Origin of the sequence: Niveispirillum sp. KHB5.9 (genome assembly GCF_048066115.1) — a bacterium.
In the GTDB taxonomy this organism is placed as follows: domain Bacteria; phylum Pseudomonadota; class Alphaproteobacteria; order Azospirillales; family Azospirillaceae; genus Niveispirillum.
Window position 1 is genome coordinate 1 of the sequence record NZ_JBLTYX010000041.1, and the last position, 18,032, is coordinate 18,032.

The window sequence follows — 18,032 nt, forward strand, 5'->3', positions numbered from 1 at the left end:
CTGAGCGCCGGCGGCGGGATTGCCGTCGACCGGCGGCTCGTCGGGGCTTTTCTCCTTGGGCTTGACGGTGGAGCGGACCACCATCAGCTTGTTGAGCAGGTCGAACCAGAAGGGCGCACCCAGCATCACGGCAAAGGCCGTGGCGAGATAGCCCAGGACCAGCAGCAGCAGGGCGGATAGCCAGCGCAGTCCTTGCAGCCCGGCATCCAGTTGCGCGGGAAAGCCGGCGAAGGTCCGTTCCAGGCTGGCGTCCGACCAGCCGATGGGCAGCCCGACCGCGGCCAACTGGCGGCGGTAATCCTCGTAGAATTCCTTGTTCGTCTGCACCGCCGAGGAGGTGCCCGCGGCGTCCGGCGGGCGGGTGTGGGCCTGATCGGCGGCCTGCACCACGGCCGCGCGCGCCACGGGATGGGTGATCAGATATTGTCCGATCGTCACCGAATTGATGTTGGCGATGATGGCCAGGACCAGTCCCATCACGAACAGCCGGAACTGCGTGCGCCGCTTGAACCAGCCCGAGGCGCGGTCCATGGCGCTGTCATACCAGCCTTCCAGCATCCGGCGGGTCGCATCGGCATCGAAACCGGCGACCCGCTGCAGCGTGGCGAAGGCCTTGGCGAATTCCTGGTTGGCCGCCCCATCCTCGCGCATCAGGTCGATCACCACCATGGAGAAGGTTTCGCGCGGGATGTAGGAGGGCAAGGTGCTGCGCTTGCGGGTCCCCGCCTTGCCGGCAGTAAGCGCGGCATAATCGCCCTTGTAGAGGCTATAGATCAGCGGATGCTGATAGACCTTCTCCAGAAGCGCCGTATCGCCATGGACCAGTTGCAGCAGCGCCTGTTCCAGATCGCCGGCGCGTGTCTTCAAGATCGCCTCGATCGCCTCGCACACCGAGGTCATCAGCACGCTGATCAGCAGATAGACCAGGACGAGGCCGATGGCGACGTCGAGAATATCCGATCCGAACATGGCACTCCTCCCCTTACAACCCGTTCAGCCGCCCTGCTTGCGCCGCCGGTTCCATTCCTCGATGACGGCGTTGCTGAGCGGCTTGGCATTGTCGCCCATCTCGGCGCGGTAGCGGGTGTCGGCGACGCGCGGCGTGGCGTCGTCGGGCGGCGGGGGCATGGCCGGCAGCATGTTGGCGATGGAGCGCTGCGTATCCAGCACGGCCTTCACCTGGTCGGGCGTCGGCCCCTTGCCCTTGCGCATGCCCAGCAGGGTGCGGTCACCGAAGAAGAAGGTGATGATGGCACCCAGCACGATCCACATCTCGTCGGGGATCAGGGCCCAGGCCTGGGCGGATGCCGCGAAGCGGACCGGGTCGGCCGAGGCCCAGACGAACAGGCCGATGACGCCCAGGGCCATCGCCGGCCGGGGCAGGCGGTTCAAGCCATCGATGAAACTGTCCCACCAGGTGCGGTTGCTGCGGTCGGCGAATTCCGCCGTGAACTGCGCCAGCCTGCCCACAGCCTCGTCATGGCGGTTGTCCTCGTCCTGGACCTTGTCGCCGGTGAAGGGCGTGATGGCGTCGCTGACCGCCTTGACCCCGCCGCCGACCACGAAGCTAAACAGTTTGCCGAGCATCGCTTCCCTCCTCCACCGGCAGCTCGAAACCGGCGATGCGCGTCATCCAGCCCTTCTCGAACCGGGCCTGGGTCGGGTCCGCCTCGATCAGGTCCTTCAGGAATTGCCTTCGCTGCTCGACATAGGCATTGACCAGCCAGGCGCCCATCTGGTCGGCGGCCCGGGTTGCCGCCTCCCGCGTCTTCGGTCCGATGGCGCCGTCGGTGGAGACGGGCCCGAAGCCCGCCAGGTTGAGCACCTCCTGCAGCAGCTTCACCGCCCGCCGGGCCCCGCTATGCACGCAGGTATCGAACAGGACGGGGACCAGGAGGGCCGGCAGCGTGTCGATACGGGGGCCGGTCAGGTATTGCCGCTCATAGATCTCCCGCGCCAGTGCTGTGGAGAGGCTGCGCACCTCCTCCACCGTCGCCTGCCGTCCGAAATAGCCGGACAGGGTGGCCTGGGTGATGCCCATGTTGGTGCAGGTACAGTCCCAGGGCCGCGACGGCGGCTGCCGCCTTCCATAATGCGCGCGGTCCTTGGGGTCGGCCGTGAAGCCGCCCTCATGCCGCAGCAAATCCTCCAGGAGATCGTCAATGCTGGGCATGGGCGGCCTCCTCAGTCACCGGTTGCCAGCGGCCAGGCTGCTTTCAGGGCCGCGACGTCGCCGCTGGTGACCGTGCCGGCGGTGACCAACTGCTGGGCATAGCCGGGACCGTCCTCCACGCCGGTGAAGATGTCGGCCCAGTCCACCCGGCCGGCCAGGGTCAGGACCAGGTTGATCGCAGGGCTGGTCAAGACCGCGACGGCGAGCGCGTCGCCGATGACCTGGCGCAGCAGGGCCGCGAAACGCGGCTTGTCCAGCGAGGGGGCGGGCCGCAGCGGCCAAGCAGCCAGCTCGGCCTCCGTCAGGTCGCGGACCTGCCAGGCTTGGCCGTCCCAGTCAGCGGTCTGGGCCAGCGGGTCGGGAATGGCGGGCACGGGCGGCGGATCGAAGGTGAAGGGCGGTTCGGTCGGCTGGCCCCATGGGTCCTGCGCCAGGGCGTCGGCGCGCGTGCGCAGGAGATGCTGCAGGCCGTCATTGCCCGTCGTAGCGGTGACGAGCGTATTGGCCTCCGCCCAGGCGGCGTGGTCCGGATTGGCGACCTGGGTCGGCTGTCCCTGCTCGTCCAGCCGGTCGAGCCAGGCGGGGGGTTCGTCCTGCGAAGTGAGCCGTTGTGCGGCTTCCACCGCCTCCGCCTCCGCGCACAGGGTGGCCAGGGCCCGGTTGCGGGCGATGGCAGCGGCCAGCTGCGCCGGCGGCGTGCCGGCGATCGCCAAGGGGGCCTCGACGCAGCGCGGATGGCCGTCGACCAGGGACCAGACGGCGATGTGGGGTCGGCCGGAGGCGTATGCGCCCGTGCCGATGTCCTGACTAGGCAGCGGCATTGGAGCCCTCCTTGCTGATGCGGGTGACGATGATGCGGGCGATCCACACCATGCGGGTGCCGGCGATACCGGTGACACGCGGCGTGACGGTCTGAGCGGCGGTATCGATGACCAGGGTGGCGTCCATGCCGGCACTGGTTTCCTGGTCGATGCCGATCGTCTGCATCGTGCCGGCCACCGTCAGGTTGCCACCGCTATCGCGGGTATAGCGGGCCAGCCGCTTGTAGAGGCCGCCATGGCTGCCGGTGTCATGCCCGCGGGCATGGATCGTCGCCTCGATGACGACCGATTCCTGCTCGCCCACATAAATCCGTGGTGACAAGTCGGTCGGGGTGGCGTCGGTGGTGGCCGTGCCTACCTCGAAAACCTGTGGGAGCTCCGCTGGCGCCCGTTGCTGCCCCGGCGACACGAGGAGGTCGCGCGCGATGACCGGATCGCTGAAGAAGCCGGCATTGGCCTGCGTGGCGGCCAAGGTATAGGCGCCGGCGGCGGAGATGGACCGCAGTGGATAGTCCGCGATGGCGCCGGACGTATTGCCACTGTTCAGATAGGCGGTGCGGGCCAGGCCGGCAAAGATCGAGAAGCCGTCATCGGTGGCGACGGCCAGCGAGCCGCGCTCCTCGTTGGCGGACAGGCTGCGTACATAGTTGCTGGTACCGCCCAACATCGCGGAGAGGCCCTCGACCATGATTGCCCGTTCGTCCCGATACATGCGCCGGGCCTGCGCGGCGGTCGGCACGGTTGCTGTGACCCGCAGCAGTGCCAGCGCGCCGGGTGTGAACTCGCCGGTTCCCCCGAAGCTGACGCCGATACGGGACGCGGCCGAGGCGTTGCCGAGATTGGAGACCGGTGTATAGACTCGAGAAAGCAGGGCTCCATCGACGGAGATCTCAAAGCTTTCCCCGCGCCGCGCCGCCACGAACTGGTGCCATTGGCCGTCATTGACCGTTGCGCTGAGATAGCCGTGGAGGACCTGGGAGGTGGCGAAACCATCGCTGCTGGTGCGGATCGAGACGCCACCGGCAGCCAGCTCGATCCGGAAGGCCGGGCTGGCTGTGTAGGCGCCGGCCATATGGTGGGCGCGTTCGAAGATGGTGCCATAGGTATCCGTCGTATTGATCCAGCCGATCACGGCGAAGTCCTCGGCGAAATCGAGGTCGGCGTTGTTAGGTTGTTCCAGGTAGTTGGCACTGCCGAAGCCCGACCAGGCCGCCAGTCCGCAGGGCAGCGCCGTCCTGGACACGGTGCCGTTGACCAGCAGCCCCTTGCCCCTACAGCTCCGGTCGGGCAGGGCAAGGCGGACAGATACATTGTCGATATCGACGGTCACGCCGGCGGCTAAATTGCCGAAGCAGACATGGGTGGTGGTGCCGATCGCGGTGAATTGCAGCAGGCCGCTCGTCCCCACCGCCAGTATGGTAACGCCCACGATGTCGCTGCCGCCCACGGTGGTGCCAACACAGGCGAAGGGGGTGCCGCCGGACACTGCCATGACGGCGACAGACAGGAGGTAGGTCTGCCCGACCACGGTGGCCAGCCCCTGCGACGCGGTGCCGAACGGGTTGGTTGTTGAAACACGCAGGGCACCGGAGGCTCCCGACACCGTGCAGCTGACAGAGTTCCAGCCCGTGGCGCCGCCGGCGAAATCGCCGTTCGTGACTAATTCCCCCGATGCGGAAATGTTTCCCGCATCTGCATCGCTCAACCAGCCGCCCCTGATGTCGCCCGGCTGCCAACCGGTGGCCCAGGTCGTGGCCACATGGGCGACCATGCCGGCGGAAGGATTGTCCTTGTTCTCTGCCAGCAGGCGCAGGCCCTTGTTGCTGCCGAACGCTCCCTGTGCAAGCGACTGCACCGGCGCCTCGATGGGAAATTTCAGGACGCTGCCGGTGGTGGGACCGCCATATCGTCCCAGTCGCCATGCGCTGCTGGTCGCGAAATCGGCATAGGGGATGGGGCCGACATCCATGATGCTGAGATTGGCGCCGAGCGTGGCCATCAGCCTGTCGCTCCCGGCGAACTGAATCCGTTGGTAGCCGTTGGCGTCAGCCACGTCATAGACAATCCCCCAGGGATGTATGACGGAAAGGCCGGCCGCCGTTGCCGCGGCAACGGTCGGAATGGGCAGGCCGGCAGCATCCAGGGGGGCTCCGGGAAGCACCTTGGCATTGACGTCATGTACGGTACCCGAGACCAGTCGGGCCGTCGCGGCAGTGGTGATGACCCTCGCCGTACCGGCGACGTTGCGCGCCGCGATATTTGAATTGCGCTGGGTCAGCGCGGTTGCGTCGCGCGCCGTCACCCTGTCGGCGGGGAAGTCGATAGTGATGAGGCCCGACCAAGTCGTGCCGCGGACGGCCAGATAGATGCGTCCATTCAACGCATGGAGGGCCGATGCCTCGGAAGCTGAGTCATAGATTGGCACCGCGGCGGTTCCGGAGAACTGCATCCACAGGCGCGGAACGCCGTTGGAATCCAGGTCGTGGGCGTCATAGATCAGCAATTGCCTGTTGGCGGCCACGATCAGCGCCACGCGCGGAAAGCGTCGGGTGGCGCCGCGGGTGGCGCTGTTCAACGCCTCCCGGTACCAGCTGGCCCCCTGGCACCGTTCCGTCCAGGCACCGCCGTCGGTGTCGCGGCTGGTGTCGTAGACATGCACGACCATGGTGCTGTCGTTGAAGATCTGCTTGGACACCGCACCATAGGCCAGCCCCGTGGCCGTGCCCGTTCCGGCCGCTCCCACCAGCGCCTGGGCCTGGGACAGGGCCGTGGCCATCGCCGCCTTGTCGGCCGCCACGGATGCACGGTCGGCACTGGTTGTCGCGGCCCCGGCAATGGCGGCATCGCGGGCGGTCAGGGCTGCCTGCCTGTCCGTTGCCACAGCGGCGGCGGCGGCGATCACGACCGTCCTGTCGGCCGAAATGGCCGTCCGGTCGGACGCGGTGGCTCCGGCATCCGTGACCGCGGCCGATGCAGCGACCTGGGCTGCGTCACGGGCCGCCAGGGCCGCGGTTACCGCTTCCGATCCGGCCACTGCCATCGCCGTCTGTGCCGACAGCAACCCGACGGCGCGGTTGAAGACCAGCGGCAATGCCGTATCGCCCTGGGCCAGCAGCGGTGCGCCCGTGGTCGGGTCGAAATCCCGGTGGATGGCATAGGCGCCGTCGATGGCCCCTCCCCCCGGCCAGGGCTGTTCCAGCAGCAGTTCCGTATCCGACAGGACGCTGGCCACAAACGCCGCCGGGCCCGCCGCATCGACCAGCAGCATGTCGCCGGTCCGCACATTGGAGAGGAAGCGCGTGCCGGTGCCGGTTACCGACAGGGCGCCGAAGCCGAGATTGATGGTGCCTTCCCGATATTGGGCCATGTCGGATCACTCGCTTTGGGAGGGATAGTTCAGGGATATCTTGATGGCGGCCAGTTCTGCCAGCATCTGGTCCCGCTTTTCCGGGCGGCCGTCGGCAGCTTCGGCATGGGCTTCAAGCTGCTTCTCGATGGGCCAGGCCTCAAGGTACCGGCGCTGCCGCTCGGCCGATATCTCGGCCTGGCTCTTGGTCAGGCGGATCTTCATGTCGCGGTGATCTCCTGCACGAAGTCGCGATAGGGGAAGTGCCGGATCTCCACGCGCCAGGTGCCGGGATAATCCGCATCCAACTCCAGCGTGCCGCCGGTGATGGTGTGTTCCTCGCCATTCACCAGGACGGTGCAGGGGTCTGGAAGGCCCGACAGGGTGGCAATGTCGGTGCCGTCGGCAAGGATCGAGGTCTTGTCGAACTGGGGCAGGATGGGGCGGGGAGTGATCGTACCAGACACCACATAGTCGGCCAGAAGATCGGGCATTGAGCCGCACGCACAGACGGAAAGCCCTGGTGCTTCATAAAGCTGGGCCTCCGACTCTGGGATATTCATCGCCTGCAACAACCTTCCATCTGCTGATGAATAGACACAATACCAAGCCATCTTTTACCTCTTGCCGATAATAACTGTTAAGTGTGCGGCTAGTTGCATCGAATTATCATCCGCAGCGGAACAGTTTAAGGTCCAAGATTTCGGACTTGAATCAGTGATATCAGTTAAAAAACTGATGACACTCTGGCCTGCACGGAAAAAGGCAACGTACCAGTTGTTCGGAACTCCTGATCCACTCAACGTCGCGATCGCCACTGTATTCTGCCCGACACCGTTCACAAACTTCCCACTATCACCATTGATAAGCCCGATAATATGGGCCTTCGCTGGCGCTGCGGCACTGGCACCTTCCACGGAAGGAATGCTTACGGTTGCGGTATTGACCCCCAGGCTTCCGCGGATAACGGTGGCGCTTTCGGGAACAATGTTGCTCGCCTTGACGGTTCCATCCGCAAGGTCCGATGCCTCGAAAATTTTCTTGCCGGCGGCATTCCAGACCCAAAGGCCGTGTTCGGAGCCCACTTTGCCAATCGCTACGCGATTCTGGTTGACGCCCGTGCGCACCAGGATGTTGCGCGACAATCCATCGATGACGACACCCGCGTGGCTGGCATCTTCCATGAACAACTGGGCCGTCGTTATCGACCCGGACTGGATTTGCGATGCCTGCACCGTCCCGGCATAGACGAAGCCGGCGGAAAGCTTGTCGGCCGTGATGGCGTTGGCGGCGATCTTGTCGGCCGTGATGGCGTTAGCGGTTATCTTGTCAGCCGTGACGGCGTTGGCGGCGATCTTGACGGCCGTGATGGCGTTGGCGGTTATCTTGTCGGCCGTGATGGACCCGGCTAGGATCTTCTCTGCCGTCACGGCGTTGGATGCAATCTTGTCCGCGGTAACGGAAGATGAGTAGATCTTGTCTGCGGTGATGGCGCCGGCCGCCAGTTCGTTTGCGCTGATCGCGCCAGCCGCCACCTTGCCGGCGGTGATCGCATTCGCGGAGATTTGGTCGGCGGTGACGGCGCCAGCCGCCAGCTTGGCCGTTGTGACGGCACCGGCTTCGATCTTCGTCGCCGTGACGGCGCCTACCGCGATCTCCCCGGCCGTCACAGCACCAACCGCGATCTTGGCTGTGGTGATGGCACCCGCGAACAGCTTGGCGGTGCTGATGGCACCGTCGCTGATCTGCGTGCCCGTGATGGTGCCGGTCAGCTTGGCTGCGGCTATATCCAGGATCTGGCTGTTGGTCAGCTGGCCAGAAATGTCAGCCGCCGGCACCGCCGCCGTCCACGTACCGGAAACCAGTCGGTACAGCTTGCCGTCGGTGGTCAGCATGACCGTGTGCGGGCCCGTATAGCCCACAGCGGCCGGAAGGGTGTTAACGATGCCGACGGGCTCTATGCCGCTGGCGAACTTCGCCGTATTGATCGCGGCATCCGCCACGTCGTCGGCCACGGCGCGCGGGATGGTCACCTGCAACCCGGCATCATCGGCCCCCGTCCAGGACCCCTGGTTGCCGGAGGTGTCGATGGCGCGCAGCCAATACCAGCAGGACCAGCCGGGGGATAATCCACTGTCGGCGAAGGCTGCGCCTCTTACCACGCCGACGCGCACCGCGTCGGCGCGGCTACCGGGGGGCATGGCGGCCGCGCGGGTCACCCGCCATATCTCGACCACGTCCAGGTCGCGATCGGTTGGGGAGGAAGGGTTGGTCCAGCGCAGGATGGCGGACCGTAGCCCGACATCCGCGGTCAGGTCCGTGATGGACCCCGGCGGCGTGCTGTCCCGCGCGGTCACATGGCTGACATCGGCGCAATAGGCGGATGCGTTGGCCGAGCGGTCCAGGCCCCGGACCTGCACCGTGTAGGCGGTGTTCGGCTTCGCGGGCCAAGCGAGCCGAGGCAGGCCGGTGGCCGGTAGCGCGGTGGCCATATCCATCCACGGGCCGTCGGCCTCCCTGATCTGCACCTCGTACAGCAGGAAGTCGGTCTCGTCGTTACGATCCCAGGTAGCAGTCATGACAACCGTCTGCTCCCCACTCTCCGTCAAGGCGGAGACGCTCTCCAGGGCCAGCCCGATCGGCACCGCTGGCGGGGTCTTGTCGATGGTGATGTCGGCCAGCGTGACCATCACCTCGTCCGACAGGTTCAGCCCCGCAACGTCCAGTTCGCCACGCGGCTGGAATAGATCGACCGCGGCCGCCCGGACATACCAGTTTCCCAGTGTCAGGTTGCGCTGTACGAATTGCGGTGAGGGTCCGCGATAGGTGGGCACTACGGAGACCGGGTCGAATCCCGGCTGGTCGGAGATCCAGATCGCATAGCCATCCAGATCGATGTCCTCGACCGTTGTCACCTCGATCGACAGAAGTCCCACGCCGGCGTCCGCCTTGACCTGCACCTTCGGAGGCGACGGGTTGCTGACGGTCAGGCTCTGCTCGCCCAGTTCCGGCCCGACGGTGGGCAGGATGGCTACCTTGAACAGGAGCTCCCGACAGGCGGACGGCAGTTTCAGGGCGCGGCTGTCATCAATATTCCGGTCGTAGGTGTAGATATAGGCCGTGTTCCGCTTCGGCGCCTCCTCATGCAGCAATGCACCGGTGGTCGCATTGTGGACCCGCACGACATAACCGCTCAGATAGGCTTCCGGTGTTGTCGCGAGCCCTGTCGCCGGGTCGATCAGGCTGGCCGGGAAGGCACCGCGCCACTCGATGGCCACATCGCGGCCCGTCCATGTCGTGGCCTGCTGCGTTCCGGTCAGCTTCAAGCCCGCTACGCGCGCATTCTCCAGGCCGGTCCGGAGTTGGACCTCGACAGGCGATGTGTAGGCGGACTCACGCCCATCGGCCATCCGGCGCGCCATGCGCACCTGATAGGTTCGCCCGCCGACCAGCGAGGTGATCTGGTGCTGCGTTGCCTGCGCGTCCATGGTCGTCATGAACCAGGACGCTGCCTCCTTCTCCTTCCAGCGGATCAGGGCGGTTTCACCCGGCCCCAGGGCGGTCCAGCTGACCAGGATCCCGCCGATCGCCGCCCCGTTCGACGTGGTGGTGTCCAGTTGTACCGCGGTGAAGCCCAAGGGGAGCGGGACCGGGACGCCGCCATTGGTGATGGCATAGCCAAAGACGGTTTCCGACAGGCCCTCGGTGACCTGCAACCATTGCTGCAGGCGTTGCACCGCCGTCGCTGGGGCCGGCGGAAAGGGCGGGAACTCCGCCTGCGGCACACCCAATTGCTCGCCCAGCAGGGGCAATTGGGTGGCCAGCAGAACCAGGCTGTTGAAGAGCGATTCCGGCTCGCCATCCCGGTCGAGCAGGTCCGTCGCGATCCGGCGCAACTCGTATAGCAGCCCGCCGATGATGGCCGCATCCCGGCCCATGGGAGGGCGCGTGACGGGCACCAGCGTGGCGGATGGCTGCGCCGCCAGCAGCGCTTGGACTTCCACGATTTCATCAAAGAAGGCGTAAACGGCCGGCAGTCGCGGCATGGCCGTCCGCAGGCGAGGTTCCCGGGCCAGAACCAGCCAGTCGACCCAGCCACGTGTCAGCAGGGAGGCCAGGACAGGTTCCGCAAGCCCCGCCAACCCGGCCAGCAGTCGTGCGGCCAGGGCCTGCAGTATGGCGGGCCGTGGCCCGGTCAGCACCGCTCCGCCACCGGACAAGGTGACGCCGCTGTTGCCCGACTGGTGCCGCAGGTTGATCGACGCTGCGCCGGTCGTGGGGAGGCCCAGCCCGGTGGCGATGAAGGAGACCAGCCGCTGGCCGACCCCCGCCAGCCCGAGAACCGACGCCGTCAATGCTTCCGGCGGCCCCGCGAAGCCCGCGGGCTCAACCAACGGAGACAGGTCGGTGACCGTGCAGTCGGCCGTGCCCGCCGCACCCGGCGGCGCGACCGCCAATGCCGACTGCAACGCCAGAGCCAGCAGGCCGGCCAAGCTGGTCAGCGCCGATGGCGATGGGGTCAGGCCGGCCAGGGCGGAACCGAAGGTGGCACCGTCCAAAGCTATCGGGTTCGACAGCAGCCAGGTCTCCGAAAGCCGGATATCGCTGGTGCCGGCCGCGGTCGCCAGCAGCGCCGCCTGCCAGGCGGCATCGGCCGGGGCGTCCGGCCCCGCCCCCAGATGTCCGCCGACGATCCGGCTGGCGGCGTCCACCAGCAGGGCCGACAGATCGGATGGCGCCACCTGCTCCGCCCCGGGGACATCCAGGCCCCGGACGATGGTGGCCAGGGTGCAAAGACTCAGCAGGCTGCCGGCATCACCGACGGCCAGCGCCGCACCATGGGTATATCCACCGTCCCCGACGGCCAGTGCTACGTCCAGGGACGTGCCGACCTTGGCGCGAACCCCGTCGACCAGGGTTCCGATCAGGTTGGCCGCCGCGTTATCCGCGCCCAGCAACGACAGCCCTGGGTCAAGGATACCGCCCCGCATAAGGGGGCGCAGATCGGGTGTCACGGAAATGCCGATATCGGGATCGATCCAGGCACCGCGCTGCCGCCAGGCATCGACAAGTTGGTCGACCGGGCTGATGACCGGGGACAACTCCACGCCCGTCGCGCCGCCGAAAATACTGGACAGCAGCGCATCGGCCGTCACGTCCCCGGCATTGTCCACCAGAAGGCCCGTTGCCGCGTTGATGGTTCGGTCCATCGCATAGGCGCCGCCGTCCCAGGGCTGGATGGACAGGATTGTGGAGGTTCCACTGCCCCAGGCGCGGCCGGTGGCGACATGCAGGGTCGACTGCGGGACCGGCCCAACCGCGACCGTGCCCGCCGGATCGAACCGCAAGGCTCGGGCCGGCGGCGCCGCGCCTGAAGCGACGGTCCCCGGAATGTCGATGCGCACCGCCCCGTCATAATGCCTGGCTAGCCGCAAAACGGCCCCGTCCTGGCCCGTCTGCCCCAGATGGGCACCCGTCAGCCGCAGCAGGTCGCGGGCTGGATGTGTCGGCGCCAGCGGCTCCTCTCCGGGAGCGTCACCGCTCATCGACAGCAACGGGCCGACCAGCGGCTCCGGCCGGGTTCCACCCGCCAGCCGCCGCAGACCGCGATCCAGGCGGGTGTTGCGGCCGGGACCTTCCGCCAGCGGCCCCGCCAGCCGGAACCCGAAGCTTCCCCCATCGACCAGCAGGCGCCGGCCGAGTGCCGGCTCCATTTCATGCTGTGCATCGGCGCCGATCGACCGTACCTCCAGCACGCGATCGTCAACCGTGCTGCCCACCGGCAGGAAGGCCGCTCGCAGACCATGGGCCGGCGCATCGAACGCATAGGCCCGCGCTACCTGCGCATCCAGTATATGGCGCAGGGCCAGCGCCAGATAGCCGCCGGCGCCATGGCCGGTCAGCACCAACGGCCGACCCGGATGTGCCACGGCCACCGACCCGATGAAGCCCGAGAGTCGGGTGAAGCAACCCTGGACCAGGGCATGGGCTGCCGTCTGCGCCGAGACGCTGGCGATGCCGAGATCGGCGGCCGCAACACCCGGCCGGGCCTTGCCGGTGCCGATCACCGCCTTGATCATCGGGTCGCGGCAGGCGATGGCGATGACGACAGGCCCGGTGGACTTGGCGAAGGCAGCGGCATGAATGGGGGCGTTCGTCTCGGGCCCGATGGCCGCGCTCACCGCTGCTCCATCCAGGGCCTGGACGAAATACACGCCTTCATGGCCGGCGAAGGGAACGTCCGCCACCTCGTCGTAGAACATGTTCTCGTAGAGCGCCGTGATCGTGATGCCCGCCTGGCCGCCCACGGCGACGGGCAACTGCGCCAGCAATGCCGCGTAGGGCAGTTCGCCGGCGGGGAAAGCTTGCAACCTGTTTTCTGGCATCGAGGCCGACCTCGGGCTTGGTATGGGACGCGGGCGCCGTGACTCAGCCGCCGGTGACGACCTGCCGCCGGTTGCCGGCAGGGTCGTAGCTGTAAGTGACGACGCGCCCGTTCGGATAGCGGACCTCGATCAGCCGCCCCAGGGCGTCGTACTTGTATGTGACCTGGGGCGGCGAAGACTGCGCCGAGGCGATGCCGGTCGGCAGACAGAGGAGCGCGGCGCTCAAGGCAACAAGGAAAAGGCGCAACAAGCAGACCTCCGACCATCTCTATGGCGAAACCATGCGCCGACAGGCTGTCTGCGGCTGGGGCATACGTACGAATTCAAATAGAAATAAGAATTATGACACCAAATGCGAAATCCATTTACGGCGCCATAAAGTATTAAGTGGGAAATCAGATCCACATTTTGCAAAATCGATAATGACAAAACCAATGGTCCTTGCCAAGCCCGAAAATCATAATGTATGCAGATGGCATATGACATGTGCGACGTTGAGGGGCGTGATGTTGGCAGGCCGTGGCACCGTTAAGATCCTGGCTCTCATGTCGGTCGGGATTTGCGCCCTATGGCTGCCGGCGGGCATGGCATCCGCGCAGACGGCTGAGCCGGCCGCGGTCAGGATCGGGACGGCGCCGCTGGTGTCGCCGGACGCGGCCAAGGCCTATTTCGATGGGCTCGGCAACGGGGTGACGCCCGACACCTTCGCCCTGCCCACCGACGATGTCGACGGGATCGTGGCCACGGTGGGCCGCGATCCGGCGGCCCTGGCCGGGTTCGTGCGCGACAATATCGACATGGTGTGGAGCTACGGGCTGGGCCGCGGCGCACGCGCCGCCGCCATCGACCATGCCGGCACGGCGTTCGACCAGGCGCAGCTGCTGGTGGAACTGCTGAAGGCGGCAGGCGATACCTCCGCCCGCTACCAGCTGGGCCGCCTGACCCTGACGGGCGCGCAGTTCCAGGCCTGGACCGGCATCACCAGCGCCAAGGCCGCCTGTCAGCTGCTGTCCAGCGGCGGCATCCCGGCCAGCATCAATGGCGAGACCAAGGCCGATTGCGGCTATACGGGCACGGTTTCCGAGGTGGTGATGGGCCATGTCTGGGTGCAGGCCACCGTCAATGGCAAGACCGTCATCTACGATCCCAGCGTCAAGACCTATGCCCGCAACGACAAGGCCGCCCCTGTGCCGGTGGCCGCCAAGGCCGGGTATGCAGCGGGGTCGGCCCTGTCCGTGGCGACGGACACCTCGTCCACGGACCCCGCCGACCGTATGAAAAGCGGGAGCGAGCAGGGTGTGGATTATGTCCAAGCCTTGCGGGGCGGCGCCCTGGACGGTCTGCTGGACACCCGCGCCGGTGCATTGCTGGCCGATACCGACGCCAAGCTGCTGGCCGAGGACAAGCCCGCCGGCCGGCTGGCCGACCTGGTCAACGAGGCGGAGATCCAGCCGGGCACGGATGCCGGCGGGCCGAGCCATGGCAATGTCGATGCGACGTGGGCGGATATTCCGGATGCATATCGGACCAAGCTGCGCGTGGAGGTGCGGTTCACCAAGGTCAACCGGCTGTCCGGTCTGATTGAGGATATCCAGCTTCTGGCCAGCGACCTGTTCGCCGACCGGATCGCGGCGCACAAGCTGGTGCTGGACAACAATTTCAACCGGATCGAAGCCGCCGCGCCCAGCACGCAGACCAGCGGCAATCCCAATAGCGGCCTGAACAAGCTGGTTGCCACCCTGCGCCTGCGGGGCGAGGATATCGGCGATATCGACCTGGTTCAGGGCGTGGTGGCGCAGGAGGTCCGCGATGGCCGTGCCACCCGCATTCTACTGACGGCCAACCATCCCTATGCCGCTCTGGCCGGCGCCTATATGGATGCGCAGGTGACCAAGGCCGTAGACCTGACACTGCCCGTGGCCATCGTCAATGGCTGGGGCTGGACAGGACCGCAGACCACGACCCGCTGGGGATCGCGCCTGGACCGGCTGTCACCGGCCACCAACAGTACATCGCGTGGCTGCGATGATTTCGACAGTCAGCAGGAACCGACCTGCAGCCCCTACATGTCCACCATCGGCGACGCCCGGCGGGAGCAGATGGCGGGCGCCTGGCTGGCGCAGTCCGGCACGGCGGCGCGCCTGCATGCGACGCTGGCCGACGCGCATTTCGTGCAGCACCATTCGCTGGGCGTGGTGGCGGCTGACATCAAGCTGAGCGCCATCGACCGGATCAAGGCATCGCAGGGCGATAGCGCCGGCTCAAGCCAGTGGTTCTACACCATCGCCGACAGTTTTGACCGGATCGACATCGACAGCGCCATCAGCCTGACCAGCCGCACGGCCGATACCGTGGCGCGGCGGGCGGGGCTGCTGGCCACCGCCCATACGCTGGAGGCGCTGGAAGGCCAGGCACCGGTGGAGGCGGCGGACACACCCGACGCGGTATCGACAACGACGCGGCTGGCATGGGCCAACCAGCCGTCCACGGGCTATACGGGCAATGATCCGGCGCTGAACACCGATCCCGCAATCAAGACCAGCACCACGACCTGGATCAGCGCCGGTCCCCGCCGCTTTTACCAGTACAACAAGGACAACGCTGCACAGGCCACGGCGCTGACCCTGGTCGAGGGGATGGCCGAGCGCACCGACAAGGATCCGCTGAACCCCAATGACCCGCTCCTCCGCGGCAATGGCGCCTATGTCCAGGGGTTGGGCTCATCGAACAATGGCTTCAAGACCCGGCTCGCTGCGGCGGTGGCGACCTACGCCAATGCCGGTTTCCAGGTGGTGACGTCGGCGGAAAGCTTCCTCGGTCCCGGCGCGCGCATCGGTGATATCGGCAGGAACAGCAGCTCGGACGCGTCGGGGCATAATTTCGTCACCTATACCCATTCCGTCAGCCGGGCCCGCGGCGGGGCGCTAATCGCCACCAAGTATGATGCGCAGGGCGAGCCGGTCGAGATCGCGCATGTCGCGGTCAACTTCAACTCCCTGGCCAAGGGCGGCGGGGCCGGCATCCAGTCGTTCCAGAAGGCGCAGTACGACCCCTCCACGGCGGCGGACGTGCTGAAGGCGAAATTCGTCGACCGGTCCTCGGAACGCGGCGTCGACCTGAAGTCGGGCAAGCTGACCTATCAGAGCCCCGTGGGCCTGACCGTGGGCAGCGGCAAATTCCCCTATCAGCTGTCGGCCAGCATGGTCTGGCGCGGGGGGCAGCGTGAACAGCTGGGCCAGACCCCGCAATCCGCCTATGCGCCGCAGACGCCCTGGACGACGAACTGGGCCAGTTCCGCCAGCTTCTCCTCCTCGGTGGCGGAGATGATGGGATCGGGCGACCTGCGCGCCACGGCCGGTACCGTCGTGGCTTTCCTGGCGCTCCAGGACATCTACCGCGCCGACCCGTCGCCCCAGCGGGAGGCGGTGGCGGCTCTGGCCGCCAACTGGTGGCTGGGCAAGGCGGCCGGCAATGTCGTGACCCTGACGGTGGGCTCCACCACGCAGCAGTTCGTGCGCCTGACCAACGGCAGTTGGATCAGCCCCGGCGGCAGCCCCGCGATGCTGTCCGTCACCGGCAGCCGCAAGCCCTATATCGAGAGTTCCTGCATAACCTCCGGTGCCGGCGGCGGTGCCAGCGCCACATATCCGCAGAACCGGGGCTGGGATTATCGCGGCTTGGTGCTGTCCGTGACCAGCCCGTCGGGCGACACGCAGCGTTTCGACCATGCCTTTGTCACCGACACGACCGAATATTACGGCTGCTTCGTGCAGCAAGGCTTCCGTCTGGCCCGCTGGGATTTCAAGCAGGGCGTCAATATCTACCTGACCTATGACGCAGCCCCGGGACAGCAGCAGAACCTGCTGTCGGTGACCAACAATCTGGGACGGCGGCTGACCTTTGGCCGGTCGGGCAAGGACTGGATCGATAATGGCCTGACCGGCGGCGACCGCCGGGTCTTCCATACCAATGACGGCTGGTCGCAGAGCGGCCCGGATGGCCAGGTCCATGGCTTCGCCCATCAGGTGGTGAATGACCAGTACCGGCTAACGGAAGTGCAGCGCCCCCTGCCCGCCACGCCCTATATCCGCTGGACCTATGACGCTCTCAGCCGGGTGAAGGGGATCGCGGATGCGCAGGCGGTGGCCGACCCAGCGTCGCGCGGGGCCTGGGGCTTCGCCTATGCGGCCGGGCTGGGGGGCGTGCGCACCGATCCGCTGGGCGGCCGCTATGCCGCGCATTACGACACCGACGGCCGCCTGCGCCGGGTGTTGGACGAGCTGGGGCGGGCAACCCTGCTGACGCCGGACGGTCGCGGCCGGGTGGTGGAATATCTCTACCCGATGGGGGAGAAGCAGCTTCTCACCTATGATACCCGCAACAACCCGACCAGCCTGACCAGGGTGGCGCGGTCGGGCCCGGCCAGCACCAGCGTCAAGGTGGCATGGCACCCGACGCTCAACAAGCCGACCAGCATCACCGACGCCAGGCTGGCGGTCACCAGCCTCACCTACGACACGGGCACGGGCCTGCTGACCCGGCTGGAACAGCCGGCGGTGACGCCCTATGGCGGGAGTGCCGCGCGGCCGACGACGAATTTCACCTATGATGATTTCGGCCGGCTGGAGGAAGCCACCGACCCCACGGGGATGGTGACGGAATATTTCTACACGCCCGGCAACGAGACGCTGGCCAGCCAGGTGGTGGATAAGGGTTCGTCCCCGCACAAGAACCTGACGACCAGTTTCACATACAATGTGCACGGTGATTTGACGGGTGTGACCACGCCGCGCGGCGCCCTGGTGTCGGCCGACTACAATGTCCGGCGCCAACCGCTTTACGAGGAGACGCGGGCCGGTGCCACGGCGTTGGCGCCGCAAACCTCCACCACGCTGCTGTCGCGCACGGAGTGGGTCTATGACGCCGTGGGCCGGGTGGAGGCGGAGAAGCGGTCGTCGGACATGCCGGGCATCCCCTATGCGGTGACGACCACGCTCTATAGCCCGACCGACAAGCCGACGCGCGTGACCGACCCGTTGAACCGGGTCACGCAGACCGATTATGACGCGCTGGACCGGGCCATCCGGGTGACCGACCCGCTGGGGCGTGTGTCGGAGGTTGTGTACGACATTGCCGGCCGCAAATGGAAGGAACGGTCGGCGGTGGGCACGGCGGTGGCACAGGACAGCGCCACCTATACCTATTTCAGCGACGATACGGTGGCGACGATCACCGATCCGCGCGGCCATGCGCTGAGCCATGCCTATGACGGTTTCGGGCGGCTGTCGGTGCTCTCCTATGCGGAT

The 18,032-nt window shown here is 66.7% G+C and carries 10 protein-coding genes; 1 reads left to right on the top strand and 9 read right to left on the bottom strand.

The genetic code is table 11. From position 1 onward, the window contains the following. The 9 genes from ACM9HJ_RS30320 to ACM9HJ_RS30360 form a co-directional block, all read right to left on the bottom strand. Nucleotides 1–969, bottom strand: a 969-nt coding sequence (locus ACM9HJ_RS30320; protein ID WP_416575542.1) for a hypothetical protein, incomplete at its 3' end; no start/stop codon positions are given. Nucleotides 970–993: 24 nt separating this feature from the next. Continuing rightward, entirely contained in the window at nt 994–1,587 is a 594-nt protein-coding gene (locus ACM9HJ_RS30325; protein ID WP_416575543.1) for a 3TM-type holin, read from the bottom strand. Then, nucleotides 1,568–2,173 carry a glycoside hydrolase family 108 protein gene (locus tag ACM9HJ_RS30330; protein WP_416575544.1) on the bottom strand — a complete coding sequence of 202 codons (606 nt, stop codon included), beginning with the start codon at nt 2,171–2,173 and terminating at the stop codon, nt 1,568–1,570. Before ACM9HJ_RS30330 ends, ACM9HJ_RS30325 begins: the two co-directional genes overlap by 20 nt. Nucleotides 2,174–2,184: 11 nt before the next feature. Further along, nucleotides 2,185–2,994: a hypothetical protein gene (locus ACM9HJ_RS30335; RefSeq protein WP_416575545.1), complete on the bottom strand. Its 810-nt coding sequence runs from the start codon at nt 2,992–2,994 to the stop codon at nt 2,185–2,187. Next, a complete protein-coding gene (locus ACM9HJ_RS30340) occupies nt 2,981–6,361 on the bottom strand; it encodes a LamG-like jellyroll fold domain-containing protein (protein ID WP_416575546.1) in 3,381 nt (1,126 codons plus the stop codon). The genes ACM9HJ_RS30335 and ACM9HJ_RS30340 overlap by 14 nt, the downstream gene beginning before the upstream one ends. A gap of 6 nt (nt 6,362–6,367) precedes the next feature. Further along, entirely contained in the window at nt 6,368–6,565 is a 198-nt protein-coding gene (locus ACM9HJ_RS30345; RefSeq protein WP_416575547.1) for a hypothetical protein, read from the bottom strand. After that, entirely contained in the window at nt 6,562–6,834 is a 273-nt protein-coding gene (locus ACM9HJ_RS30350) for a hypothetical protein (protein ID WP_416575548.1), read from the bottom strand. The genes ACM9HJ_RS30345 and ACM9HJ_RS30350 overlap by 4 nt, the downstream gene beginning before the upstream one ends. 123 nt (nt 6,835–6,957) lie before the next feature. Then, nucleotides 6,958–12,711 (bottom strand): hypothetical protein, encoded by a 5,754-nt coding sequence (locus tag ACM9HJ_RS30355; RefSeq protein ID WP_416575549.1) that lies wholly within the window; start codon nt 12,709–12,711, stop codon nt 6,958–6,960. 58 nt (nt 12,712–12,769) lie between these two features. Then, the gene (locus tag ACM9HJ_RS30360; RefSeq protein ID WP_416575550.1) at nt 12,770–12,976 is read right to left on the bottom strand and encodes an RHS repeat domain-containing protein; all 207 of its coding nucleotides are present in this window, start codon (nt 12,974–12,976) and stop codon (nt 12,770–12,772) included. Nucleotides 12,977–13,310: 334 nt separating this feature from the next. On the opposite strand from ACM9HJ_RS30360, the gene ACM9HJ_RS30365 reads away from it, so the two are divergent. Then, nucleotides 13,311–18,032 (top strand): hypothetical protein (locus ACM9HJ_RS30365; protein WP_416575551.1); only part of this gene is annotated, 4,722 nt, incomplete at its 3' end.

Excerpts from the sequence above, each read along its gene's own strand:
- ACM9HJ_RS30335 (WP_416575545.1), bottom strand. The coding sequence starts at position 2,994 with ATGCCGCTGCCTAGTCAGGACATCGGCACGGGCGCATACGCCTCCGGC.
- ACM9HJ_RS30340 (WP_416575546.1), bottom strand. The coding sequence starts at position 6,361 with ATGGCCCAATATCGGGAAGGCACCATCAATCTCGGCTTCGGCGCCCTG.
- ACM9HJ_RS30330 (WP_416575544.1), bottom strand. The coding sequence starts at position 2,173 with ATGCCCAGCATTGACGATCTCCTGGAGGATTTGCTGCGGCATGAGGGC.
- ACM9HJ_RS30345 (WP_416575547.1), bottom strand. The coding sequence starts at position 6,565 with ATGAAGATCCGCCTGACCAAGAGCCAGGCCGAGATATCGGCCGAGCGG.
- ACM9HJ_RS30325 (WP_416575543.1), bottom strand. The coding sequence starts at position 1,587 with ATGCTCGGCAAACTGTTTAGCTTCGTGGTCGGCGGCGGGGTCAAGGCG.
- ACM9HJ_RS30350 (WP_416575548.1), bottom strand. The coding sequence starts at position 6,834 with ATGCCCGATCTTCTGGCCGACTATGTGGTGTCTGGTACGATCACTCCC.